General features: G+C 75.4%; 24 protein-coding genes. 7 read left to right on the top strand and 17 right to left on the bottom strand.

Annotated features, from left to right (window positions below; translation table 11 throughout):
- Positions 1–57 precede the first annotated feature (57 nt).
- The 4 genes from ACWDCZ_RS21495 to ACWDCZ_RS21480 form a co-directional block, all read right to left on the bottom strand.
- Positions 58–801 (bottom strand): LysM peptidoglycan-binding domain-containing protein, encoded by a 744-nt coding sequence (locus tag ACWDCZ_RS21495; RefSeq protein ID WP_375875726.1) that lies wholly within the window; start codon positions 799–801, stop codon positions 58–60.
- 556 nt (positions 802–1,357) lie between these two features.
- Complete coding sequence (locus tag ACWDCZ_RS21490) at positions 1,358–2,026, bottom strand: response regulator transcription factor (RefSeq protein WP_049652130.1); 669 nt, start codon at positions 2,024–2,026, stop codon at positions 1,358–1,360.
- Positions 2,027–2,176: 150 nt separating this feature from the next.
- A complete protein-coding gene (locus ACWDCZ_RS21485) occupies positions 2,177–3,877 on the bottom strand; it encodes a sensor histidine kinase (RefSeq protein ID WP_449816673.1) in 1,701 nt (566 codons plus the stop codon).
- A gap of 124 nt (positions 3,878–4,001) precedes the next feature.
- Positions 4,002–6,533, bottom strand: coding sequence for a SpoIIE family protein phosphatase (locus ACWDCZ_RS21480; protein ID WP_449816672.1), 2,532 nt, complete (start codon positions 6,531–6,533; stop codon positions 4,002–4,004).
- Positions 6,534–6,627: 94 nt separating this feature from the next.
- Here ACWDCZ_RS21480 and ACWDCZ_RS21475 point away from each other — a divergent pair, with 94 nt between their 5' ends.
- The 3 genes from ACWDCZ_RS21475 (at position 6,628) to ACWDCZ_RS21465 (ending at position 9,061) form a co-directional block, all read left to right on the top strand.
- Positions 6,628–6,954, top strand: a complete 327-nt coding sequence (locus tag ACWDCZ_RS21475) for a DUF4326 domain-containing protein (protein ID WP_449816671.1) — start codon at positions 6,628–6,630, stop codon at positions 6,952–6,954.
- 104 nt (positions 6,955–7,058) lie between these two features.
- Positions 7,059–8,396, top strand: coding sequence for an outer membrane protein assembly factor BamB family protein (locus ACWDCZ_RS21470; RefSeq protein WP_117492878.1), 1,338 nt, complete (start codon positions 7,059–7,061; stop codon positions 8,394–8,396).
- A 29-nt stretch (positions 8,397–8,425) separates the two neighbouring features.
- A complete protein-coding gene (locus tag ACWDCZ_RS21465) occupies positions 8,426–9,061 on the top strand; it encodes a nucleoside/nucleotide kinase family protein (protein WP_117492877.1) in 636 nt (211 codons plus the stop codon).
- Here ACWDCZ_RS21465 and ACWDCZ_RS21460 read toward each other — a convergent pair.
- Both ACWDCZ_RS21460 and ACWDCZ_RS21455 read right to left on the bottom strand, forming a co-directional pair.
- A complete protein-coding gene (locus tag ACWDCZ_RS21460) occupies positions 9,009–9,857 on the bottom strand; it encodes a DNA-formamidopyrimidine glycosylase family protein (protein ID WP_449816670.1) in 849 nt (282 codons plus the stop codon). The two genes, ACWDCZ_RS21465 and ACWDCZ_RS21460, sit on opposite strands and share 53 nt — an antisense overlap.
- Before the next feature lie 52 nt (positions 9,858–9,909).
- The gene (locus tag ACWDCZ_RS21455; RefSeq protein WP_049659205.1) at positions 9,910–10,371 is read right to left on the bottom strand and encodes a universal stress protein; all 462 of its coding nucleotides are present in this window, start codon (positions 10,369–10,371) and stop codon (positions 9,910–9,912) included.
- A 148-nt stretch (positions 10,372–10,519) separates the two neighbouring features.
- On the opposite strand from ACWDCZ_RS21455, the gene ACWDCZ_RS21450 reads away from it, so the two are divergent.
- Entirely contained in the window at positions 10,520–10,903 is a 384-nt protein-coding gene (locus ACWDCZ_RS21450; protein ID WP_049659206.1) for a hypothetical protein, read from the top strand.
- A gap of 13 nt (positions 10,904–10,916) precedes the next feature.
- Here ACWDCZ_RS21450 and ACWDCZ_RS21445 read toward each other — a convergent pair whose 3' ends face one another.
- The 3 genes from ACWDCZ_RS21445 to ACWDCZ_RS21435 all read right to left on the bottom strand — a co-directional run bounded on the left by ACWDCZ_RS21445 (position 10,917) and on the right by ACWDCZ_RS21435 (position 13,766).
- Positions 10,917–11,915, bottom strand: coding sequence for a zinc metalloprotease (locus ACWDCZ_RS21445; protein ID WP_449816669.1), 999 nt, complete (start codon positions 11,913–11,915; stop codon positions 10,917–10,919).
- Positions 11,916–12,008: 93 nt separating this feature from the next.
- Positions 12,009–12,704, bottom strand: coding sequence for an AAA family ATPase (locus ACWDCZ_RS21440; protein WP_449816668.1), 696 nt, complete (start codon positions 12,702–12,704; stop codon positions 12,009–12,011).
- 135 nt (positions 12,705–12,839) lie between these two features.
- On the bottom strand, positions 12,840–13,766 hold the full coding sequence (locus tag ACWDCZ_RS21435) for an LLM class F420-dependent oxidoreductase (RefSeq protein WP_049659071.1): 927 nt from the start codon (positions 13,764–13,766) through the stop codon (positions 12,840–12,842).
- A 164-nt stretch (positions 13,767–13,930) separates the two neighbouring features.
- Between ACWDCZ_RS21435 and ACWDCZ_RS21430 the strand changes: the two genes are divergently transcribed.
- Positions 13,931–14,284: a DUF6401 family natural product biosynthesis protein gene (locus ACWDCZ_RS21430; RefSeq protein WP_049659067.1), complete on the top strand. Its 354-nt coding sequence runs from the start codon at positions 13,931–13,933 to the stop codon at positions 14,282–14,284.
- 38 nt (positions 14,285–14,322) lie between these two features.
- Here ACWDCZ_RS21430 and ACWDCZ_RS21425 read toward each other — a convergent pair whose 3' ends face one another.
- The gene (locus tag ACWDCZ_RS21425; protein WP_049659068.1) at positions 14,323–15,129 is read right to left on the bottom strand and encodes a mechanosensitive ion channel family protein; all 807 of its coding nucleotides are present in this window, start codon (positions 15,127–15,129) and stop codon (positions 14,323–14,325) included.
- Positions 15,130–15,330: 201 nt separating this feature from the next.
- Between ACWDCZ_RS21425 and ACWDCZ_RS21420 the strand changes: the two genes are divergently transcribed.
- Positions 15,331–16,095, top strand: coding sequence for an alpha/beta hydrolase (locus ACWDCZ_RS21420; protein WP_449816667.1), 765 nt, complete (start codon positions 15,331–15,333; stop codon positions 16,093–16,095).
- Between the two features lie 156 nt (positions 16,096–16,251).
- Here ACWDCZ_RS21420 and ACWDCZ_RS21415 read toward each other — a convergent pair whose 3' ends face one another.
- The 5 genes from ACWDCZ_RS21415 to ACWDCZ_RS21395 all read right to left on the bottom strand — a co-directional run bounded on the left by ACWDCZ_RS21415 (position 16,252) and on the right by ACWDCZ_RS21395 (position 20,113).
- Positions 16,252–16,758, bottom strand: coding sequence for a hypothetical protein (locus ACWDCZ_RS21415; RefSeq protein WP_449816666.1), 507 nt, complete (start codon positions 16,756–16,758; stop codon positions 16,252–16,254).
- A gap of 48 nt (positions 16,759–16,806) precedes the next feature.
- Positions 16,807–17,328 (bottom strand): hypothetical protein, encoded by a 522-nt coding sequence (locus tag ACWDCZ_RS21410; protein ID WP_449816665.1) that lies wholly within the window; start codon positions 17,326–17,328, stop codon positions 16,807–16,809.
- The gene (locus tag ACWDCZ_RS21405; protein WP_449816664.1) at positions 17,325–18,125 is read right to left on the bottom strand and encodes a class I SAM-dependent methyltransferase; all 801 of its coding nucleotides are present in this window, start codon (positions 18,123–18,125) and stop codon (positions 17,325–17,327) included. The genes ACWDCZ_RS21410 and ACWDCZ_RS21405 overlap by 4 nt, the downstream gene beginning before the upstream one ends.
- Complete coding sequence (locus ACWDCZ_RS21400) at positions 18,122–18,901, bottom strand: DUF2071 domain-containing protein (protein WP_220450150.1); 780 nt, start codon at positions 18,899–18,901, stop codon at positions 18,122–18,124. The genes ACWDCZ_RS21405 and ACWDCZ_RS21400 overlap by 4 nt, the downstream gene beginning before the upstream one ends.
- Before the next feature lie 216 nt (positions 18,902–19,117).
- The gene (locus ACWDCZ_RS21395) at positions 19,118–20,113 is read right to left on the bottom strand and encodes a hypothetical protein (RefSeq protein ID WP_449816663.1); all 996 of its coding nucleotides are present in this window, start codon (positions 20,111–20,113) and stop codon (positions 19,118–19,120) included.
- A gap of 281 nt (positions 20,114–20,394) precedes the next feature.
- Between ACWDCZ_RS21395 and ACWDCZ_RS21390 the strand changes: the two genes are divergently transcribed.
- Complete coding sequence (locus ACWDCZ_RS21390) at positions 20,395–21,075, top strand: hypothetical protein (protein WP_181970893.1); 681 nt, start codon at positions 20,395–20,397, stop codon at positions 21,073–21,075.
- On the opposite strand, the gene uppS is transcribed toward ACWDCZ_RS21390, so the two are convergent.
- Positions 21,020–22,783 (bottom strand): polyprenyl diphosphate synthase, encoded by a 1,764-nt coding sequence (uppS, locus tag ACWDCZ_RS21385; RefSeq protein ID WP_449816662.1) that lies wholly within the window; start codon positions 22,781–22,783, stop codon positions 21,020–21,022. The genes ACWDCZ_RS21390 and uppS overlap by 56 nt on opposite strands.
- Before the next feature lie 189 nt (positions 22,784–22,972).
- Positions 22,973–23,563, bottom strand: coding sequence for a cysteine hydrolase family protein (locus ACWDCZ_RS21380; protein ID WP_449816661.1), 591 nt, complete (start codon positions 23,561–23,563; stop codon positions 22,973–22,975).
- Positions 23,564–23,649 lie beyond the last annotated feature (86 nt).

Genomic DNA, 23,649 nt, shown 5'->3' with positions numbered 1-23,649 from the left:
CCGAGCGGCCGCCCTGATGAGGGCGGCCGCTCGGGCGGTCGGACAGCCGTCAGTCGGTCAGACGGTCAGCGTCTGGCCCGGGAAGATCAGGTCCGGGTCGGCGCCGATGGTGCGCAGGTTCTTCTGGTACAGGCTGTCCGTGTCGGTGCCGAACTTGGCCGCGATGTCGCTCAGGGTGTCACCGCTCCTGACGGTGTAGCCGCCCGCGGCGGTGTTCTTCGGCGCGACCGGCGCGGACTGCGCCGGCTTGGCCGAGGGCTGCCCCTTGGGCGCCTGCTGCGCGGCCGCCGGCTTGGCGGCGGGCTTGGCCGCGGGCTTGGCGGCCTTCGTGGCCGGCTTGGCGGCGGGCTTGGCCGCCTTGGCCGCCGTACCGCCCGAGGTGTCGGCGACGGCCGGGGCGCCGCCCTTGCCCAGGCCCGCCCTCTGCGAGCAGACGGGCCAGGCGCCCGCACCCTGCGAGGCGAGGACCTTCTCCGCGACGGCGATCTGCTGCGCCTTGGTCGCCTTGTTGGCCTGGGAGGCGTACGCGGTCCCGCCGTACGCGGCCCAGGTGGACGGGCTGAACTGCAGTCCTCCGTGGAAGCCGTTGCCGGTGCTGGTGCTCCAGTTCCCGCCGCTCTCGCACTGGGCGACGGCGTCCCAGGTCGAGGAGGTAGCGGCGGAGGCCGAGGTGGCCGTGACGAGGCCGGCCACCGGCAGGGCCGCGACGGCGGCGCCCGCGAGGACCGCCATCCGCACGCGGTGGCGCTTGGTGGTGGCGGTGGTGTCGGTGGCAGCGGCGGTCTCGTGACGGGGATTCATACAGTTCCTCTCGACAAGTCCCGGGTGGGCATGCGGAACCAGGCCCGGGACATGGGCCGGCAGTCTTTCGCTCACCTCACTCGACGGGCGGCCGGACACGTGTCGGACGTGTCGTGCCGCCCCGGTCACCTCCGCACGCCGACGGCCTGTTCGAGCCGGTCTCGTCGGCGGGCACCGCCCTCATGCCGCGGGTCAGTCGGCGGGCAGTGCGTCGGGGTGAACCCGGGTGGCGCTCGTTGCGCCGCCAATGAAGCTAGGGGGCATCACCCGGACGCAGCAAGCAATTCTTCGACGTCGCAGGTCAGTTGACTGTTACCGGCGGTACGGGTCAAAAAATCATGCCCGATTTGACCATTTTTGACCAGATTTCCAAGATCAAACGGTCAAATTCCGTGCCCTCACTCACACCTGTCCGCCCGAGAAAGCCGTCACACCATCCACGCGGAGGAACCGTCAGCTGACGCACCGTCACCACCGCACCCGGAGTTCCCGGTTCAGCGCCGCCGTCGAGTGGCATCCGTCACGCCCGACACGTACGGCGACCGCGCGAACACCCTCAGCGACGGCCGTCGAGCTCCGCGTCCCGCGCCAACAGCGCCGCCTGGACCCGGTTGTCGCAGCCCAGCTTGGCCAGGATCCGGCTGACGTAGGTCTTCACCGTCGCCTCGCTCATGTGGATCCGCGCCCCCGCGTCGGCGTTGGACAGACCCTCTCCGAGCAGGGCCAACACCTCCAGCTCGCGCGGGGTGAGCACCTCCAGCCGACGCCGCGCCGCGACGGCGCGGGCGGCCAGCGAGGCACTGCGCCCGGAGGCCAGCGAGTCGACGATGTGCCGGGTCGCAGCCGGCGAGAGGAAGGCGTTCCCGCCCGCCGCCGCCCGGACGGCCTGGATCAGCTCGTGCGGCGCGGTGTCCTTGAGCAGGAAGCCGGCACCGCCCTCGGTCACGGCGCGCAGGACGTTCTCGCGCTCCCCGAAGGTGGTGAGGATCAGCGCCCGCGCGCCGGGGGCGACCTTCGCCAGTTCCCCGAGCGCCGTCAGCCCGTCCATCACCGGCATCTGGATGTCCAGCAGCACCACGTCCACCCGGTGCGCCCGCGCGAGCTCCAGCGCCTCCCGCCCGTCGGCGGCCTCCGCGACCACCTCGATGTCCTCGGCGGAACCGAGGATCATCCTGATTCCGGCCCGGATCAGCGGCTCGTCGTCGGCGACGAGGACTCGGATCACGCTGGTCATTCCCCTCGAACGGTGCTGTGGGCTGCGGCACCCATCCTCACATCCCGGCAGGACCGTTCCGAACCACCCCGATCCGGACCACCGTGATCCGAAACCGGCCCGGCCCGCCCGGCCGGGGCACCCGCCCGCGCACGGGGGCACTCAACCGCTGATCACGTACTCCTGTTTCTCCACCAGTGCCCCGTCCCGGAAGCAGAATCGCGCCACGTGCTCCTCGTTCCAGCCGGCGCCGGGCGCCCCGTTCAGGGCGAACCAGCGGCAGTGCGCGCCCTCCGGGATCTCGGGCCCTGTCCCCTTATACGTGTCGGTGATGAAGTCGTTGCCGCGCGGCAGCGTCTGCAGCACCTCGGACTCGGCGGTGCCCACCCTGATCTGGTCGTACATCGGCTGCTGCACGGTCGCGTCGTTGGTGCCCTTGACGAAGGCGACCACGCCCCAGACCGCCAGGCCGAGCACGGTCACCGCGATCGCGACCACCCCGAGGGCGCAGCCCATCGCCGGACTGCGCCGCTTGCGCTCCGGCTCCTCGACGGGCGGCAGGCCGTCCAGCATCCAGTCCTCGGCCCCGTCCGCCGCCGCGTCCTGCTCCTCCCCTTCATAGGGGAGCACCGCCGCCAGCCGGAAGCCCTGCTCCGGCGTGGGCCCGGCGTGCACCATGCCGCCGACCAACCGGGCGCGCTCCCGCAGGCCGGTCAGTCCCTGACCGCCGCTGACGGCCGCGCCCACCCCGACGCGTGCCCCCACGAGCTCCGGCGCGCGGGCGTTGGTGACCTCCACCACCAGCGCGTCCGGCTCGTACCGCAGCGCGACGCCGATCGGCGCGCCTGGAGCGTGCTTGTGCGCGTTGGTGAGCGCCTCCTGCACGATCCGGTACGCCGCGTGGTCGACGGCGGCCGCCAGCGGACGCCGCTCCCCCTCCACGGTGAGGTCGATCCCGGCCCCCGCCGCCCGGGAGGACTCCACCAGCCCCTCGATCCCGTCCACCCCGCCCCGGGCCGGCGCCCCGGCACCCGCCCCGGTGGCCGCCGACCCGGCGGTGGGCACCCCGCCGGCCGCCGGGGCGGTGGCCGGCACCGCCGTCGACTCGTCGTGCAGCACCCCGACCACCTCGCGCAGCTCGCGCATCGCCGCGACCGCCGCCTGCCGCAGCACCCCGACCGCCTCGCGCTGCCGGTCGGTGAGCGTCCGGTCCACCTCCAGCGCGCCCGAGTGCACCGAGATCAGTGCCAGTTGGTGGCCCAGGCTGTCGTGCATGTCCTGGGCGATCCGGTGCCGCTCGCGCAGCCGCGCCTGGTGCACCACCATGACCCGCTCGCGCAGCAGCTGCTCGTTGCGCTCGCGCAGCGCGTCCAGCAGGGCGCGGCGCTGCGCCCGGTAGCGGCCGTAGAGCGCGGGCAGCACGGCCACCAACAGGAAGGCCCCGAACGACAGCGGCAGCAGCAGTTTCGGCGAGAACGAGGCGCCCTCCTTCAGCACGCCCGTCATGGTGAACAGCGCCCAGCCCGCCACGAAGGTGCCGACCAGCGACCAGACCCGGCGGATCCGCGCCCCGGCCGTCCAGCCCGCGCAGACCAGCATCGGGATCGGGCCGACCGCCCAGCCGGCGGCGGCCGCGACGACGACCAGCACGGTGGCCGGCAGTCCCTTGCGCAGCACCCACGCCACCGCGACCCCGACGCCGACGAGCACCGCCTGGCCGGTGTTGGAGAGCAGCTCCATCAGCGCGGCGAAGCCGCCCATCAACAGGGCGAGCAGTGCCTCGCCCACGACCCGCCGGGGCCGCCAGGGCCCCGGCAGCGCCGTCCGTACCACCGTGTTCCAGGCCCGTGCGATCGCTTCCACCCGTCGAGGCTATCGGTCCGGCCGGGTCGTCCGCCGTCCTCCTTCGTCGCCGCCCCCGCCGACGAAAGTCGCCTGGTCGGCCCCGTCCCGTGGCCTGCCCGCCCGGTCCGCACGGCGCGACCGCTCAGCCGAAGGACGTGAGCAGCAGCGCCACGTCGTCCACCCGGCGGGCGGAGCCGACCTCGCGCAGCAGCCGCTCGGCCGCCTGCTCCAGTCCCTCCCCCGCCACCGCCCGGGCCAGCGCGGCCCGCAGCCGGTCCACGCCCTGGTCGATCGCCACCGCCGGGTCCTCCACCAGCCCGTCGGTGTAGAGGGCGAGCACCGCCCCGCTGCCCAGCCGCAGGTCGCTGACCGGGTAGTCGGCCCGCTCGTCCACCCCGAGCAGCGGCCCGCCCGGGACGTACAGCGCCTCGGCCCGCCCGCCGGGGTGGCGCAGCACCGGCGGGAGGTGCCCGGCCCGGGCGATCCGGCCGAGCCCGACGGCCGGGGTGAGCCGGACCAGGCAGCAGCTGGCGAGCAGCCCGGGGTCGAGGTCGAGCAGCAGCCGGTTGGTGCGGGCGAGCACCTCGTCGGGCGGGTCGCCACCGGTGGCGAAGGCGCGCACGGCGCTGCGCAGCTGTCCCATCGTGGCGGCCGCGCCGACGCTGTGGCCCTCGACGTCGCCGATCACCAGGGTGACGTCCTCGCCCGTGACGATCGCGTCGTACCAGTCGCCGCCGATCTCCATGCCCTGGGTGCCGGGCAGGTAGCGGGCGGTGATCCGGATGCCGGGCACCTCGGGCAGCCGGTGCGGCAGCAGCGCCTGCTGCAGGCCGCGCGCAAGGGCGAACTCGGCGTCGTACAGCCGGGCGCGCTCCAGGGCCTGGGCGATGAAGCCGCCGAGCGCGGTGAGCAGGCCGCGCTCCTCCACGGTGAACGGGCGCGGCAGGTCGAAGCCGACGATGCAGGTGCCGACCGGACGGCCGGAGGCGATCAGCGGCAGGAAGGCCCAGGCGCCCATCTCGTCCAGGGCCAGGCCGGGGTAGGTGGCGGCGAGTTCGCGCACCGACTCGAAGAAGACCGGGGTGCCGGTGCGGAGCGTCTCCGCGCCGGGCACCCGGGTGTCCATCGGGATGCCCTCGAAGGCGTCCAGGAAGCCGTCCGGGTAGCCGGTCTGCGAGAGCAGGTGCAGGCGCTGCTCGCGCACCGCGTAGATGGCGAGCTCCTGGCCGCCGAAGGCCGGCAGGAGTTCCTCGGCCACCGCCCGGCAGACGTCCCGGACGGTGACCGCCTCGGTGAGCGCGCTGGCCAGTTGGAGCAGGTGGTGGGTGCCGCCCATCCCCGTGCGGGCGGCGGGCGGCGGCGGGACGGCGGCCGGCTCGGCGGCGCCGGGCGGGGCCTCGGCCGCGACCACCCGGGCGGTGACGCCGTGCGGGTCCGGGTAGAGCGAGAAGGCGAGCCAGCCGTCCGGCGGTCGGGCGGCCAGGAAGGCGGTGGGCCGCTGGGAGAGCTGGGCGGCGCGGTAGCGGTTCTCGTAGAAGGGGTCGGCGAGCCAGGGCAGCGCCTCCCACGGGGGGCGGTGGACCAGGTCCTCACGGCGGGCCCGGAGCAGCGGCTCGACGGCGCGGTTGGCGTAGCCGATCCGGCCGTCCTGGTCGAGCGCGAACACGCCCTCGGGCAGCCGGTCGACGGCGGCCGCGGCGGCGGTCAGGCTCCGGAGGTCCAGCACCGCGCCGACCAGGTGGGTCCGGCCGTCGGAGATCGCCCGGGGCACCCGGGCCCACAGCTCCACCGGGTACGGCAGGCCGTCCGGGCCGAGCACCCGGACCCGGGCGGCCAGCACCTCGCCGCGCTCCAGCGCGATCCGGGCGGCGGCCCGGAACCCGGGCAGGTCTCCGGGGGCGACGCGACGGCCCAGGGCGGCCACCGTGCCGTCGAACTCCCCGGGTCCGAAACCGAAGATCTCCAGGAACTGGGTGTCGGCGGCGAGCGACCCGGTGGCCACGTCCCAGTCGAACATCCCGACCCGGGTGGTCGGCACCGACGGCGGCGGCAGCTCCACCACGGCCGCCTCGCAGCCCGGCTCCACCGACTGCCCGGACTCCGCCAACCCGGCCAGGCCGTCGGCCAGTTGGGCGGCCGCCTCGGCCAGCCGCCGGGCCGCCGGCGCCGCCGGCCCCTCGTCCGAGGCCGGCCACAGCGCGGTCAGCACCCCGAACGTCTCCCCGCCGCGCCCCACCGGCTCGCAGGCGGAGACGAAGTCGTACGGCAGGCCGACCGCGAGCTGCGGGAAGCGCCGCATGGTGTCCTCGGCGTCGGTGAGGACGACGGCGCGCCCGGTCCGGAAGGCGACCGCGACCGGCAGCGGCCCCGCGGCGGCCACCCGCCGGAACGGGCCCATCACCGACAGCGGCACGCCCGCGATGGTGCGCAGCACCAGCGAGCGGCGGTCCCGCGAGCGCAGGTACACCAGCGAGCCGTACGCCCCGGTCGACTCCAGCACCCGGCGCGCGGCCAGGGCGAGCAGCTCGTCGCGCCGGTGGTCCGCCCGCCGGGCCGTCTCCCGGACGGACGGCGGGGCCGCCCGGCCGGTCTCCGCGCCGGCCCCGGGCTCCGGCGGCCGGTCCGGGCCCGGCCGCGCCCCAGGGGCCCCGCCGGTCGCGTGCGGATGGCGCATGCTCTTTTGCTACGCCCGGCCCGCACCGGTGTCAAGGCGAGCCCGCACCAGCCCCGGGCTGCCCCGGGGCCCGCCGTGCACCAGCATGGACGGCATGCCGAGCGAACCCCGCCGCACCACCGTGGTCAACCTCAAGGGCCACCGCGACGACCCCGGGTACCGCGACGTCGTCTACGTCGGCCGCGCCATGCACCGCGGCGGCTGGCACCTTGCCGAGTCCCCGCTGCACTGCCCGTACCGCCCCGGCCCGGACCTCACCCGCGAGGAGATGGTCGCCAAGTACCACGCCCACCTGTTCGCCCACCCCGACCTGCTCGCCCTCGTCCCACCCCTGCGCGGCCACCGCCTCGGCTGCTGGTGCGCCCCGCTCCCCTGCCACGCCGACGTCCTCGCCGACCTGGCCGACCACCCGCCTGCGTGATCCGCTTTCCCCACCTCTTCCACCATTTCGTATGCATAGCTGACTGTTCGATATTCTCCGGGCGGGTGGCGGCGTGGGGCCGCCGGTGGGGAAGCGAGAGCCGTATGCAGTCGTCGTCCGGGGGTCCCGCGAGCGGGACGGCGTGGCAGTGGGACGAGGAGACCGACGGCGGCGGGGCCCCCGAGGACGTGATCGCGGGCGGCGGGGAGCGCGCGCGGCCGAGCCGGCGCCGGCTGCTGCTCGGGGCCGGGGTGCTCGCGGCGGGCGGGGCCGCCTGGGCGTTCGGCCGTTCGGGTGTCGGCGGGGCCTTCCCCTCGCCCGGGCCGACCGGGCCGGTCCCGACCGCGCTGTCCGGGCCGACGCCGCTCTGGACGTACCGCGGCCCGGAGGCGATGACCCCGGAGCGCCTCACCGACCCGCCGAGCCACCCGGTCTACCTCTCCAGGAACGGCCTGCAGGTCCTCGACCACGAGAAGGGCACCGCCGCCCGGCTGCTGGTCTTCGACCCGCCGGCCGCCCGCAGCTGGCCCATCGACGGCGACGTGCTCGGCAAGGTGGTGGTCGGGCCCGACCACCTCTTCACGATCTACGAGGGCCACCTCGACGCCCGGCACTTCACCGACCCGGCCGGCGACTGGAGCCTGCCGCTGCCCGACGAGCTCCAGGGGCAGGTCCGCCTCGCCGGCTACGACCGCCAGGCCCCCGGCATCCTCTACGGCTACGCCTGGGGCCGCCCGCGGTCCGACGGCACCCGCACGGAGAACCGCCTCTTCGCGCTGCGGGTCACCGACCGCTCCCTGCTCTGGTCCGTCCGCACCGAGCAGACGGAGCAGCCGGTCACGCCCGCCACCCACATCGGAGGCGGCCTCCTCGCCTGCCTCCGCTTCCTCGGCGGCCGCGCCGAGGTGGTGGCCCGGGACGCCGCCACCGGCCGCGAGCTGTGGACCGCCCCCGGTGAGGAGGACCTGCGCTGGTGCGTCGCCGGCTCCGGGGGCTTCTTCGTCCCCGACGGCAACGGCGGCGTGCGCAGGCTGCTTCCCGCCGGCGAGCCGGGCTGGACCTACGCGCCCCACCGGGGCGAGTCCTGGCGGGCGCTGCCGCCCCTCGAACACGGCGGCCGGGTGTACGTCCCGTGGGACCAGGGCGTCGTCAGCTGCCTCGACCTGTCCTCCGGCGCGGAGCTCTGGTCCTGCCGGCTGCCGTTCCCGCTGGACCGCCGCAGCCGTCCGCTGGTCGCCAGGGACACGCTGTTCGTCCCGGGTACGGCGGCCGGCGGGGTCAGCGCGATCCACCCCGCGACCGGCGAGCTGGGGTGGACCTTCCACGACTCCGGTCCGGGGAAGGACGTCTGGACCCTCGCCACCGACGCGGCCCACCAGTTCGACGGCACCCGCCTCTACGCGGGCCACGACGACGTCCTGCACGCCCTCCCCCTGAACTGAGCGCCCCCACGACACGGCAGGACGGCCCGATGCAGGTACGCCCGATCTCCCCCGACAACCTGGCCGAGCTGCTCGCCGACCGCATCGCCGCCCTGCCCGACGCCCGCGGCCGGCGCCTGCGGGTGGCCGTGGACGGCGCGCCGGCCGCCCTCCCCGGGGCGCTCGCCGACGCGCTGGTGGAGCCGCTGCGGCTGCGCGGCCACCCGACGCTGCGGGTCTCGGCCGACGGCTTCCTGCGCCCGGCCTCGATCCGGCTGGAGTACGGCCACCAGGACGCGGACGCCTTCCACGACCTCTGGCTGGACGACGGCGCCCTGGCCCGCGAGGTGCTCGACCCGCTGGAGCCGGGCGGCAGCGGCCGCGTCCTGCCCTCCCTGCGCGACCCGGCCACCGACCGGTCGACCCGCGCCCCGTACACCGAACTCCCGCCCGGCGGCGTGCTGTTGCTGGACGGCGCGCTGCTGCTCGGCCGCTGGCTGCCGCTGGAGCTGACCGTCCACCTGGCGCTCGGCCCGGCCGCGCTGGCCCGCCGCACCCCGGCCGACCAGCAGTGGACGCTGCCCGCCTTCGCCCGCTACGAGGCGGAGACCGGGCCCGCCGCGACGGCCGACGTCACCGTCCGGGTGGACGACCCGCGCCACCCCGCGCTGGTCGAGCGGCCGTGACCTCCGGGGCCGGGCCGCGCTGGCAGTACGGGCACCAGAACACCGTCCGGTCGCGCGGCGGCGAGCCCTGGCGCCCGGTGACGACGGGGGTGACGCAGCGCGGGCAGGGCCGTCCGGCCCGGCCGTAGACCCAGTGGTGGTAGCCGGGCCGGGTGTCGCCGGTGGTGATGTGGCCGGGGCGCAGCTTGTTGGCCTCCAGCATCTGCCGGGCGCGCTCCACCAGCCGGTCGGGGTGCGGGAGTTCGCCGACCTCGGTCCACGGCGTCACGCCCGCGACGAAGCACAGCTCGTTCGCGTAGACGTTGCCGATCCCGGCGAGGTTGCGCTGGTCGAGCAGGGCCTCGACGACCGGGCGCCCCGGGCGGGCGAGGAGCCGGCGGACAGCCTCGACCGGGTCCCAGTCGGAGCCGAGCAGGTCGGGGCCGAGATGGCCGACGATCCGCCGTTCGTCGGCGGTGCGCAGCAGTTCCACGACGGGCAGCCGGTAGCCGACGGCGGTGCCCCGGTCGGTGCCGAGGACGGCGCGGATCTGCCACTCCGGGCCGCCGGTCCACCGCTCGCCGGGGCGGTAGACCACCCAGCGGCCGTCCATCCTCAAGTGGGTGTGCAGGGTGAGGCCGCCTTCGAAGCGGGCGAGCAGGTGCTTGCCGCGCGGGGCGACCTCCAGCACCCGGCGGCCGGTGAGGTCGGCGGTGGCGTGCGCGGGCACCCGCAGGTCGGCGCTGGTCAGCGGCTGTCCGGCGAGGGCCTCGTGCAAGTGGGCCGCCACGCGGTAGACGGAGTCACCTTCTGGCATGCCTCCATTCTGGTCCGCGCGGCGGCCCGCCGGGGCACCGCCCCCGGGTGCGCTACTCCGACTGCTCGGCGGCGCCGTGGGCCTCGCGCACCACGACCACCGGGCAGGGCGCGTGCTCGGTGAGGTGGCGGCTGACCGAACCGAGCAGCACGCCGGAGAAACCGCCCAGGCCGCGGCTGCCGACGACGAGCAGCGCGGCGCCCTTGGCGGCCTCCAGCAGCGCCTGGGCGGCGTTGCCGGGCATCACGCTCTCGGTGATCCGCACGCCGGCGTCGTCGCCGGCCACCTTGGCGACGGTCTCGCTGAGGGTCTTCCCGGCGAGCTCCTCGGGGTTGAAGGCCTCGACGGTCGGCACGCCCGCGCCGGCCCAGCCGTAGAAGGCCGGGTACTCCCAGGCGGCGATCGCGTGGACCGTCCCGCCGACGGCCCGCGCGTAGTCGATCGCCCAGCGCAGCGCCTGCTCCGAGGCGGGCGAGCCGTCCACGCCGACGACGATCCGGGGATTGGCACTCATGCCCTTGCTCCTTCGGTTGCTCCTGATCGGTCCCGACCCTCCGAACATAGATCAAATCGGACAAACGGTCGGTATCTGCCACGCCGGAAGCGGCCCGCCGCATTCAATTCCAGTGCGCGCGGCCCGCGACGCCTGCGAGGATCCCCGGATGCCGCACAAGCCCCGCCGCCGCACCGGCGGCTTCGCCGAGGTCCTGGCCGCCCTGCCGCCGAAGGAGGAGCACGAGTACTGGAACCTCGACGACCCGCTCGCGTCGGGCGGCTTCGTGGACGCCGGGGGGCGCTACTGGCGGCTGGCCCGCGGCCCGGTGGACCGGCGGCTGGCGAAGCGGCTGGCGGTCGACGCGGACGAGATGACGCTGGGCCTGTGGGGCCGGCTGCACGAGGCTTCCCCGGGCGTCTTCGTGCCCGCCCTGCTCACCCCCGAGGAGCGGCCGGCCGCCTGGCTGGACGCCTCCGCCCTGGAGTACCTGGCGTACGAGTTCCGGGCCTCCGGCGACCGGACGCTGCTCTACCTCGTGGTGCACTGCTGATCCGCTGTCACCGTCAACTCCGGTAGGCCGCCCAGATGTTGGCCATCCGCTGGACCTGTCCCGGGGTGAACCTGGTCATGCAGGAGTCGTAGCTGTAGTCCATGAAGTTGTGGATCGGGTCGAGCCCCGGGCCGGGGCAGGTGTCCCGGCCCTCGGGGCAGCCGGAGGCGGCGGTGCGTTCGGCCGGGGTGTCCTCCACGTAGTCGCCCGGGGCCCGGCAGCCGTTCTGAAAGGTGTGGAAGAGGCCGAGCCAGTGGCCGATCTCGTGGGTCGCGGTGTCGCCCTCGTCGTAGTGGACGGCGGAGCCGCCCGGCAGCGAGGCGTCGAGCACCACCACGCCGTCGTCGGTCGGGTGCGTCCGGTAGGCGTTCGGGAAGGTCGACCAGCCGAGCAGGGAGTCGCCGAGCCGGGCGGTGTAGAGGTTGAGGGTGCCCTGGTCGCCCTTGCGCAGGGCGGTCTTCATCGCCTGCTCGGCCGAGGAGCCCGGGGTCATGCCGGTGTACCAGGAGGCGTTGTCGCTCCAGTCGGTGCCGACCAGTTCGAAGTGGAACGGGCTCGGGACGTTGCCCTCGCCCTGGCCGCCGTAGCTCTCGTTGAGGTGGTCGATCTGGCCCGCGACGGCGGCCGCGTCCAGCCGCCCCTCGTCGCCGTCGTGGATCACGTGGAAGTAGACCGGGATCGCGGTCGGGGCGGCGGACCGGACCCGGCCGACGCCCAGTTCGGCGAGCCGCTGGGCGAGGTCCGCCTGCATCGCCCGGGCCTGCCGGGGACTGACCGCGTTCGGGTCCCGGTCCGGCCGGCTGCCGGCCGGCAGCCGCGCCGCGACACCGCCCGCACCGACGCCGTCGTCCGGACCGACGCCGTCGTCCGCGCACCGCTCCACCGCCGGAGCGACGGCGGCGCGGTGCGCGGCCGGTGCGGCGAACTGGCTCAGACCGGCCGCGGCGACCAGCGCGGCGGCGCAGGGGAACAGGCGTGGGGCACGCGAGCGCACCCGGGCAGTACGGCGCATCAGCGCTCCTGACAGGGGAGTTGACGGGGTGTAGGCCGCGCCCGTGGCCTGCTCCGGCCGGACCCGCCGGCGCCCGGCGCGGACCCGCCGAGACTACGACGCCGTGAAGTCGATCCCCCGCAGGGCGCGCGCGGCGGCCCGGTCGAGTACCACGGCCGACGCACAGCCGGCCGGCAGCCGTCCGGCCTCCAGGATCCGGCGGCGCAGCCGGGCGACGGCGGCCTGGTGCCGGGCGAAGGCGTAGCGCGAGACGCCGCGCCGGCGCCGCCGCTGCCCGTCCAGCGCCTCGGCCGGGTCGGCGTCGAGCAGCAGCAGGTGCACCCGGCGGCCCTGCCGGGCGGCGGCCCGCACCAGCCAGGCGCGCACCCAGGGCTGGGTGCCGCAGTCGTGCACCGCGAGCGGCCCGCCGTCCAGCACGGCCCGGCGCAACCGCAGGTAGTGGGCGAGCCGGGCCAGCGGGCGGTAGAGCGCGTACGGCAGGCGGCCGGGCAGCCGGGCCGCGTACTCCTCGCGGACCAGCTGGGAGTCGATCAGCGGGGCGCGGACACAGCGGCGCATCAGGGTGCTCTTGCCGCTGCCGGGCAGGCCGGTGACGACCAGCAGGTCCCCGGCCGGGTAGCGCAGGACCGCCGGCCCGGGCCCGCGCAGCTCGTGCCGGGCGCTCGGGTCGTGCGGCGCGTGCGATGCGGACGGGTCGTCCGGCGCGGGCAGGACGACCCGTTCCCCGGCGGTGCGCGGCGGCGGCACCCTCGGCGCCGCCGCCGTCCGCACCGTTCTCGTCCCACTCACCCGGTCTCCCCCCGCCGTTCCCCTTCGAGGAGCATCGCTCATTCCCAAGAACGAGTAAAGGGCGGAGGTCGGAGCGGGTACGGACGACCACGGCCGGGCCCGGAGCGTGGCGGCGTCGAGGCCCGGCGGCGGGTGTCAGCCCAGCTGCGGGGCGATCCGGGAGGCGATCAGCTCCAGGTGGTCGAGGTCGTCCAGGTCGAGGATCTGGAGGTAGAACCGCTCGCTGCCGACCGCCGCGTACCGGCCGATCTTCTCGACCACCTCGTCCGGGGTGCCGGCCAGGCCGTTCTCCTTCAGCTCGTCGACCTCGCGGCCGATCGCGGCGGCCCGGCGGGCGACCTCGGCGTCGTCGCGGCCGACGCAGGCCACCATGGCGTTGGAGTAGACCAGGTCGTCGGCGGAGCGCCCGGCCGCCTCGACGGCGGCGCGGACCCGGCCGAACTGGGCGGCGGTGTCGTCCACCGAGGCGAACGGCAGGTTGAACTCGTCGGCGAAGCGGGCGGCCAGGGCCGGGGTGCGCTTGGGGCCGAGGCCGCCGACCAGCACCGGGACGTGCTCCTGGGCGGGCTTGGGCAGGGCCGGCGAGTCGGTCAGCGTGTAGTACTCGCCGGCGAAGTCGAAGGTGTCGCCGAGCTTGGTGTTCCACAGCCCGGTGATGATCGCCAGCTGCTCCTCCAGCCGCCCGAACTTCTCCTTCGGGAAGGGGATGCCGTACGCGGTGTGCTCGGCCTCGTACCAGCCGGCACCGAGGCCGAACTCGACCCGGCCGCCGCTCATCGCGTCCACCTGGGCGACCTGGATCGCGGTGACGCCCGGCAGCCGGAAGGTGGCGGCGGTCATCAGGGTGCCCAGGCGGATGGTGCTGGTGTCGCGGGCGAGGCCGGCCAGGGTGATCCAGGCGTCGGTGGGCCCGGGCAGGCCGTCGACGTCGCCCATCTTCAGGTAGTGGTCGGAGCGGAAGAAGGCGCTGAAGGCCCCGAGCTCCTCGGCGGTGCGGGCGACCTTGAGGAGGGTGTCGTAACTCGCACCCTGCTGGGGTTCGGTGAAGACGCGGAGATCCATGCCGGCCATTCTGGTACGGACCGACCGGTGATCGGCACAGCGCGTCCGCCGCGCCACGGACCGTTTCCGATCCGGCCGGGTGGGGCGGCAGGGGTGGCCAAGGTCTCAGTACGGAACCGTCACGGGCGCCCGTTCCCGCTCGGAGGGTCGCCTACCGTGGACGGATGTTCGCGACCCCCGACGAGTCCTTCCGGCGCTCCCCCGACGAGCCGGCCGGCTGTCCGCTGCCCGGCATCGTGACGGCCTTCACGCCCCGGCTGGCCGAGTTCGCCTTCGAGCCCGGTTTCGTCGCGGCGGTCGACCAGCACGCGGCGATGCTGCGGGAGCTGCTGTACGCGCAGGGGCCGGAGCTCGCGCCCCGGCCCCTGGACCGTGAGGAGTTGTCGGACTACGCGCTGGGTTTCCTGGACGCGCTCGCCGAGATCGGCTGGCGGGAGCCGGTCGGCCACGACTACGCCGTGATCCGGCTCACCGCGATCTGCTGGCTGGTCCGTGAGCAGGGCCTGCTCGGGGTCTGACCCCCGGCAGGCCCTCCCGGACCGCCCGGTGCGGCGGGCTACCGGTTCTGGTCGCCCTCGATGCCCGGCGCGGGCGGGGTCCCCGGACCGGTCTGGGTGGTCGGCCGAACCGGCTGGTTGGACAGCGCGTCGGAGCGGCCGGCCTGGTAGGCGGTGCCGCGCAGCCGGGCGGTCTCCCGCTCGGCGCCGTCCAGCCACCGCTCCCAGCGCTGGCGCATCGGGATGATCAGGCCGCCGCCGACACCGACCACCAGCACACCGGCGATGGTGGCGAGCGCGGCGATCAGGACCGGCCCGGTGATCGAGGTGGCGATCCCGGCCTGGCCCAGCGCGGCGATCACGCCGAGGCCGACGATGAACGCCCAGACCAGGGTGGAGACCGTCCGGCCGTACGAGGCGCCGGAGAGCGTGCTGCCCACGATGTCGCGCACCGCGTTGGCGATGGCCATCGCGACCACCACGATCACCACGGCGACGATGCCGCGCGGCAGCCAGGCGACGATGCTGTGGATCATCGTGCTGATCGGGTTCGAGCCGAAGACGCCGAACGCCAACTGCAGGGCCATCAGCAGGACGATGTAGTAGACGACCTTGCAGATGATGCCGGTCATGTCGTACTTGGAACCCTGCAGGTGGGCGGCCACTCCGGACCGCTCCGCGACCCGTTCCGAGCCGACCCTGCGCAGCACCCGGTCGAGGATCTTGGCGATCGCCTTGGCCACGAACCAGCCGACGACCAGGATCGCCAGGAAGGCGATGAACTGCGGAATGACCTTGGCGATCTTCGACCAGGCCTCGGTGAAGCCCGACCCGAAATCGACGGACAGTGCGAGCTGCTGAGCCACGGAGTCCTCCACTCGGTGACACGGCGCCACGAGCGGGCGCTTCGGCCCCCCACCCTTCGTGGATAGCAGGCGCCCGCCCCGGCCGCGCGCGCCCGGTGTCCGGGATGGTCCCCTCGGGTGAATGCTCCGGCCGTCCGCACGCGTACAGTGGCGGTCCGGGGGGACGGGCCACGGGGCGGGACGGACGGGACGGTGCGGCAAGTGGGCGGTACGGCGGCGGAGCACGCGGTGGACCACCGGGCGCTGCACTGGCGGGTCCGACCGGAAGCGGCCCGGGCCGCCGTCCTGGTCCTGCACGGCGGCGAGGAGCACAACGTCGCCCGGCCCGGGCGCCTCAACCTCCCGCTGCTGCGGATGCACGGCTTCCTGCGCGCGCTCACCAGGGCGACCGCGCGGGACGGGGTCGCCATCGGCACCGTCCGCTACCGCCACCGCGGCTGGAACGGCGAACGGGCCGACGCCGCACGGGACGCGACCGCCGCGCTCGACGAACTCACCGCGCTGCTCGGGCCGGTGCCGACCGTCCTGGTCGGCCACTCGATGGGCGGGCGCGCCGCCCTCCAGGCCGGCGGACACCCCGCCGTCACCGGCCTGGTCGCCCTCGCACCGTGGTGCCCGCCCGAGGACCCGTGCGACCAACTCGCCGGGCGGGACGTCCTCCTGCTGCACGGCGACCGCGACACCGTCACCCCGCCCGCCGAAACCCGCGCCTTCGCCGCCCGCAGCCGCGCCGCGGGCGCCCGGGTCTGCGGCTACACCGTCACCGGCAGCGGCCACGCCATGCTCCAGCGCCTCCCCGACTGGCACCGCGCCACCACCCGCCTCACCACCGCCCTCCTCGGCCTCCACCCCTTCCCCGCCGAAACCGCCTCCGCCCTCGCCCTCCCACCCGCCTCCCGCGAAGCCCTCACCCTCCCCCTCCCACCCCAGCCCCGCCGCGCCCCGGCCCTCCCGGCCAACCCCTGAGGCACCGAGGCCCCGCGGGCGACGCGGCGGTGAACAAGCACATCGGCAACATCTTCGCCAAGCTGGACCTGCCGGTGGACGTGGACGGCCACCGGCGGGTCCTGGCGGTGCTGCGCTACCTGGGGGCGTGAGGGCCGCGGGGGCGGTGCGGCCGGCTCAGCCGGTGGGCGGCTTGGTGCCGTTGGGCCAGACGCAGGGGGACTCGAAGCTGACGACCAGCGTGGTGGGCCAGTTGTCGCCGTCCGAGATGGAGGCCTTGAAGCCGTTGTCCGGGTTGGTGAGGACGATCACGCCGGGCCTGCTGTCGGTGACCTTGAACCCGGCCACGACGAGGTGGCCGCGGAAGGTGTCGAAGATCGTGTCGTGGTGGTCGGCCGGGATGTCCCGCAGGAAGCGGTACGTCACGGCCTTGACCCGGCCGTCCGGTTCCGAGGGGGCGTCCTTCTTGAAGCACTTCTCCTCGGCGTCCCGGTCGACGACCGGCGAGATCGGCTTCGGGAAGGCGAGGAAGATCTCGGTGAAGTACGTGTCGGTCTTCTGCTTCGCCTGGGCGCTGGTCAGCGGGGCGTCGGCCGAACCGGAGCAGGAGGTGGCCGCCAGCAGGACGACGCCGGCCGACAGGGCCGACCGCACGGCGCGAGCACGGGGGAAAGCAACGGTCACCGCATGATCCTTGAGGGGTTGTGTGGGCTGCCGGGGTCGGGACTGATCCTAGACCGTGTGCCAGAGGGCGGCCGCGAAGACCGCCGTCACCCAGGTCCACAGGACGGAGAGGCCGAGGTGCGCGACCGTGCGCAGGCGGTCGCCGCGCCACAGGCGGGGCGAGAAGTAGGCGAACTCGAAGAGCCAGCGCAGGCCCCAGAAGAGTGTCTGGCCGGCCAGCAGGGCGGTGCCGAGCCGGCCGCCGGCGAGCAGGTCGGGGGCCAGGCAGAGCGGGAGCAGGCCGAGCAACGCGCAGGCGAGGCCGATGAAGAAGAGGTGGGCGTAGGAGACCTGGCGGGTCAGCAGGGTGGTGCCGGCGAGGTCGGCGGGCCAGCCGATGGCGCGGGGCAGGACGGCGTGGACCAGGCCGGCGGTCACGAGGGCGGCGCCGACCAGGCGCAACTGGGCCTCGAGGGTGAGGAGTCCGGGCGTACCGGTCAGTTCGGCCAGTACGGTCAGCTCGGTCAGTCCGGGCGTACCGGTCAGTTCGGCCAGTACGGTCAGCTCGGTCAGTCCGGTCGGCCCGGTCATGAGGCGGGCTTCCGGAGGGCGAAGGCGGTGACCAGGCCGGCGATCCGGCGTTCCGCGGCCGGGTGCAGGCCCGCCTCGGCGGCGTGCCGGAGCCAGGTGGCCCGGGGCAGGAAGTGCCAGGCGCCGGGGCCGTAGACGGCGGTGTTGGCGGCGTCCCGCAGGTGCTCGACCAGCAGCAGGGTGCCGCCGGGGCGCAGGGTGCGGGCGGCTTCGGCGAACAGGGCGGTGCGGTCGGCGGGCCGGCGCAGTTCGTGGGCGGCGAAGACGGCGAACACGGTGTCCAAGGTGCCCGTCGCGGCGGGCAGGGCGTCCGGCCGGGCCGGGATGCCGCCGGGGGCGGGCGGGGCGTGGCGGCGGGCGCGGCGGATCGAGCCGCTGGAGGTCAGCGCCGGGTCGTACAGGTCGGCGAGCCGTCCGCGGGCCCCGGGGTGGCGGGCGGCGAGCGGGCGGCCGGCCTCGTCCAGGCCGGTGCTGATCACCAGGTGGTCGCCGGGGCCGTCGGGCAGCAGGGCGGGCAGCCAGTCGTAGCTGTGGAGCCCGGAGCGGTCGTAGACGCACCAGGTGGCGAGGGTGCCGAGGGCGAGGTACCCGGCGGCGGTGGCGGCGGCCGCCCGGGCGAGCGCGGCGGCGGGGCCGGGCAGCCGGCGGGCCAGCACCCCGCCGGCGACGACCGTGAACGCGCCGGCGGCGTACATCGGCCAGTTGTAGCGGACGACCTCGCGCACACCCGACGGGCGGGGGCCGTCCGGGACGGGACCGGGGGCGGGAGCGGGGACGGAGGCGGCGGGGGCGGTCATCGGGCGGCTCCGGTGAGGGTGCGGCGCTCCCCGGCGTGCCAGCCGTAGTCGAGGCCGGCGACGTGGAAGGCGTTGGCGAGCACCGGCCGGCTGCCGGCCAGCGGGCCGTGGTCGAAGAAGGTGAGCCGGGGCACCTCGACGGCCACCGGGGCGGGTTCCCAGTGGGCGCGGGTGGCCTTGACCACGATCATCGACCGGGTCTGCGGCTCGTACTCGAAGGTGTAGGGCAGCGGGCCGGCGAAGCGGCGCGCGGCGCGGGCGTCCGCGAACGGGCTGCCCGGCGGAAGGGCGGCGGGGGCGCTGCCGAGGTCGGCGCGCACGTGCAGGTCGGCGCGGCCGTCGCCGCTGACCACCTTGAACTCCAGGGTCCCGTCGACCACCCGGGTGCCGATCCGGGCGTGCCGGTAGTGGTAGCGGGAGAAGGCGTTGCCGCCGAGCGCCATCATCCGGCTGTCGGTGTCGGAGCGCAGGATGCGCAGGCCGCGCATGGTGCGGCCGCCGGGGGTCGGGAAGCGGGTGAAGACCCGGTAGCCGGTCAGGATGAAGTCCCGGCCGAGGCGGGCGGGCAGGGCGGCCGGGCGCAGTGCCCGGGCGTCCACGACGGCGGCGGCCACGAAGCCGTGCTCGGTGCCGTCGGGGTCGGTGTAGGTGTCGAGGGCGAGGCCGGGCGGCACCAGCGGGGCGAGCAGGCGGGGCGGCAGGGCGTAGGTGAGGACGAGCGAGTGCGCGAAGCGGGTGCGCATCGCGAAGGGGTGGCGTTGCAGCAGGTGTCGCACGGTCGACTCCGTGGTCGGGTAGGGGGGTTCGGAGCGTGACGGGGCAGCACGGGACCGCCCTTCGCCGCGGGCCGCGGCGGGGTGTTCTCGCGCGTCCTCATCATGGCGCACGACTTTGAACGCGTTCAACTCGGGGGTTGGAGGGGTGGGCGGGGTACGCGAACGCCCGGGGCCCGCGCTGCGCGAGCGCGGGCCCCGGGCGTGGCGGAGGCGGGGTCAGGCCGGGTCGTCCTCGGGATCCGGGGCCGGGACGCGGCCGGCCAGCAGGGCGTGGCCGAGCGCGGTGGGGCGGTGGGTGACGGAGCGACCGGTGCGGTCCTTGGTGGTCAGCCCGGAGTCGGCCAGGACGGTGGCGTGCTCGCTCGCGGAGGCGGTGGAGATGTCGAGATGACCCGCCAGGTCCTTGGTGGAGCAGGGCCCGTGGGCCGCGATGGCCTCCAGGGCGGCGGCCCTGGTCTGGCCGAGCAGCGCGGTGAGGGTGCGACTGGGGGTCGGCTCGGGCTCGGCGCGCAAGGGACCACCGATCCGGGCGGGGTACAGGAGCACCGGCTGCTGGGCCGGGTCCTCGAAACGGGCGATGACGGGTCGGCGGGGGCCGAACACGCACGGCTGGAGCAGCAGCCCCCGGCCGTCCAGGCGCACGTCGTGCCGGCATCCGCCGGCCAGCGGGAAGCTCAGCACCGGGCGGCGCCAGGACACCGTCGGGTGCAGCGAGCCGAGCACCCGGTCCGGCTCGGCGATCCGGTGCCGGCGCCCGTGCTCGGTGGTGACGATGGTCTCGATCTGCCGCCGGTACGGGTCGATCGCCCGGGTCTGGTAGTCGGCGGTGACGTTGCCCAGCAGCCTGCGGGCCCGGCGGTCGCCGGCCGCGACGCCCCGGGCGAAGGCGCTCAACTGCCGCTCCCCGCCGACCGAGCGCAGGTGGTCGCGCAGCGGCGCCTCGGGCGCCTGGGCGGTGGCGCTCTCGGTGGCGCCCGGGTCGCGCCGCACCGCGAGGAACTCCGGGATCGCCGTGGGGGTGTAGAGGTCGAAGAGCAGCGCGGTGCGCGGGTTCCAGGAGGCCCGCAGCTGCTCGCGCCAGGCCTGGAAACGCGGGTCGCGCACCCCGCTGACCAGGGCGTGCACGCTCAGGGAGAGCTCCATCGACATGTCGGGGCGCTCCGCCACCCGGAGCCGCTCCAGGTCGTCCGTACCGAAGAAGATTCGCAGCACGGTCGCGATCGTCGCCCGGATGCGGCACCGCCGCAAGACCGTTCGGCGAGAACCGAATCCATTGCCGGGCGGGAGACCCGAGAGCCGGACCGGACACCCGGCGGGCGCCCGGCGGGCGGCCGTCCCGGGGGGCTTTCGCGCCCGGACGAACCACCCCGGCCCGCTCCCCGCTCCCCCCGCACGAGTGGTTTCGTCCCCCGCCTCGGCCCCGGAGACGGTCGGTGGACGGATGATCGCTTCCGGGGCCGTACCGGGCGGCCAGGGAAGGACGGTTCGGGACGATGGGCACGACGCGGCGTTCGCTGCTGGGCGCGGCGCTGGGCGCCCCGCTACTGGGGTGGCTCACCGGGACGGCGGCCGGTGCCGTTGACGGCGGCACCGACCGCACCGGGAGTCTGGGCACGCTCTCCGACGGCTGGGTGGAGGTGCGCTGGACCCCGGAGGCACAGGCCCAGCTGGACCGCTTCCACGCGATGGTGGACGTCGTCGCCCCGGCGCGCATGGTGCTGGACCAACGGGGCCCGGCGGTCCACCTGCCGATCCGCTCCGCCGTGGGCGACCCGTCCCTCGCCAACCCGCCGAAGGCGCACGGCGACGGGGCGCTGGACGGCGGGGTCTCCGTCCGCACCTCCAAGGGCGACTACCGGGTGGTCAACCTGTCCGGCGCGATCAAGGACGGCCTGGGCTCGGGCCGGTGCGAGGTGAGCGGGGCGGAGATGGGGCACCGCTCGGCCTTCCGCTGCGGCCTCACCGAGGGCAAGCTGACGGCCGATCCGGTGCCGGCCGGGAAGCCGATGAAGGTCCGGCTCAGCGGGGTGCCGCTGCGCCCCACCCAGGAGGCGGTGGACGCGTACACCGCCAACTTCGGCGCGCACCCGGTCACCGTGGACACGGTGCTCGCCTACGTCACGGCCCAGGGGACGTACACCCCTCCTCCGGCCGCCCAGGAGCAGAAGCCGTAGCGGGCCGGTCGTTGCGGGGCGTCCGGGACTGGGCGGGCACGCCGCCGCCGAAGCGCCGCTCGCGCACCGCGTACGCCCGGACCGCCCCGCGCAGCCGGGCCAGGTCGTAGTCCGGCCACGGCGTGGGGTCGAACAGCAGCTCGGCGTAGGCGAGCTGCCAGGGCAGGAAGTTGCTGATCCGCTGCTCCCCGGAGGTGCGGATCAGCAGGTCCACGTCCGGGAGGTCGGGGGCGTACAGGTGCCGGGCGAGGTCGGCCGGGCCGATCACCTCCGGGCTGATCCGGCCCGCCACCGCCTCGGCGGCCAGGCTCCGTGCCGCGGCGGCCAGTTCCTCCCGTCCGCCGTAGTCCACGCAGACCGTCAGGGTCAGCGTGCCGTTGTTCGACGTCAGGCTCTCCACCAGCGCGATCGAGGAGGCGAGCGACTCCTCCACCCGGTCCCGCCGGCCGCACCAGCGGATCCGCACGCCAAGCGCGTGCAGGCCCTCCGCGCTGCGGGTGAGGCCGTCGGCCAGCGAGTCGAACAGCGCGGTCAGTTCCTCGGGCGGGCGGTCCCAGTTCTCGGTGGAGAAGGCGTACAGGCTCAGGTGGCGGATGCCCAGCCGCAGCGCCGCGTTGACCAGGCGCAGCGCGGCCCGCTGCCCGGCCCGGTGGCCGTGCTGCGCGGGCAGCCGACGGGCCTCGGCCCAGCGGCGGTTACCGTCCATGATCACGGCGACGTGGGCGGGCGCGCCCTCGGGAGGCGTGGGCCGGGCGCGGCGGTGGGGCGTGGTGCCGTCGGAGCTCAGCGGGGTGAGGCCCTCGGTCAGGACACGTGAGCGCAACAGGGTCACTTCGTCGTACTGGAGCTGGGCGCCGAGCAGCAGGGTGTGCAGGAACGGGCGGCAGCCGGGGGCGGCGAGCCAGGTGGCGGGCAGGGCCTGCTCCAGCAGGCGGTGCAGGTGCCTCTGCTGGCTCTCGACCAGCTCGTCCAGGGCGGCGCGGCGGTCGGGTCGGCGGTCGGGTCGGCGGTCGTCCTGACTCTTGTCCCGGCCGAAGTCGGCGACGGTCAGGCCGAGTCGGCGCAGGTCGTCCCGCGGCAGGTAGCAGCGGCCGGCCGCGAGGTCGAGCGGGAGGTCCTCCAGGATGTCCGCCAGCTGGCAGGCCTCCCCCAGCGCGGACATCGCGCCCGCCGCCCGCGGGCCCCGCGCGCCCAGCAGCGGGGCCCACAGCTCGGTGACCGTCCCCGCGACGCCCCGCAGGTGGCGGCGCTGGTCCGCGTGGGTCTCGAAGGCGGGCGGGCGGGCGCCGTCGGCCCGGGTGGCGTCCAGGAACTCCTCGACCAGCGCCCGGTCCAGCTCCCAGCGCCGCACGGTGTCGACGAAGGCCCGGCGCAGCGGGTGGTCGCTGCGGCCGGCCGCGAGGTCGGCCAGGGTGTCGGCCCGCCAGCGGGCGAACCGGCGCTCGCGCTCGGCGGGGTCGGCGGCGCCCTGGGTGTCCTCGTCACCGTGGGAGTCGGAGTCGGAGTCGGCAGCGGCGTCGTCGGCGATCCGGTCGGACCGGGAGGCGAAGCCGTTGACGGCGTGGAAGTACGGCCGCACCTCGGGCGGCAGCGTGTCGCTGATCGCCCGCAGCGGGGCCTGGTGGGCGGCCACCTCCCGCTCGCAGAGCCGGTACGACTCCGCCAGCTCCGGCGGACCGCCCACCGCTGCCGCCCCGTTCGCCGCCATGCCCGTTCCCCGCCCCTCTCCGCCACCGCGCACCGTGCGCCGCTGTTCGCCGTGCACCGCTGTTCGCCGTGCACCGTCTGGTCAACGAGGCGGCGGCGGATCGGTGGCGATCCCAGCGGACCCACGGCCCTCGGCCCCGGCTCCGCGCACGGTCCGGTCCGGCCTGGCCTGGCCTGGCCTGGTCCGGCCTCAGCCGAGGTCGGCCGGGGACTCCACCACCACGCCGTACAGGTCGCCGATCGTCGCCAGCGCCGCGCGGTGGACCTGGGCGGCCGTCAGCCCGGTGCCCGCCGAGTCCAGCGGGCGGGTGGCGCAGGCGGCGGCCACGACGGTCGGGCGGTTGCCGCGCAGGAAGGCGCCGGCCGTCGTGAAGGCCACGCACATGTGGGTCATGAACCCGGCGACGACGACGTCCCGGCGGCCGGCGGCGTCGAGCAGTTCGCCCAGCTCGGTGCCGACGAAGGCGTCCGGGGCCTGCTTGACCACCACCCGCTCGCCCTCGGCCGGGGCCACGCTCGGGTGGATCCGCCCGATCTCGGCCCGGATGTCGTACGGGGTGCCCTCGCCGCCGTCGTTGATCACGTGGATCACGGGGGCGCCGGCGTCCCGGGCCCGGGCGAGCAGGTCGGCACCGGCGTCGAGCGCCTCCTGCCAGCCCTCCAGTTCCATCACGCCGCGCACGTAGGTGTTCTGGTAGTCGATCATGATCAGGGTCGAGTCGCCGAGCGCGGCGGGCTGCTCGTCGAGGCCGTTGAGGGTGCGCAGGGTCGTCGTGGGCATGGGGTGCCGCCTTCACGGTCGGGAGTCGGGGATCTCGCAGGTCACACCTGGTGCGGCCGGCTTCGAAAACGCTACGGGCGGCGCTC

The sequence above is a fragment of the Kitasatospora sp. NPDC001225 genome (genome assembly GCF_053597855.1).
Note: the sequence above shows the minus strand (reverse complement) of the source record. Positions and strands in the feature narration are given on the sequence as shown.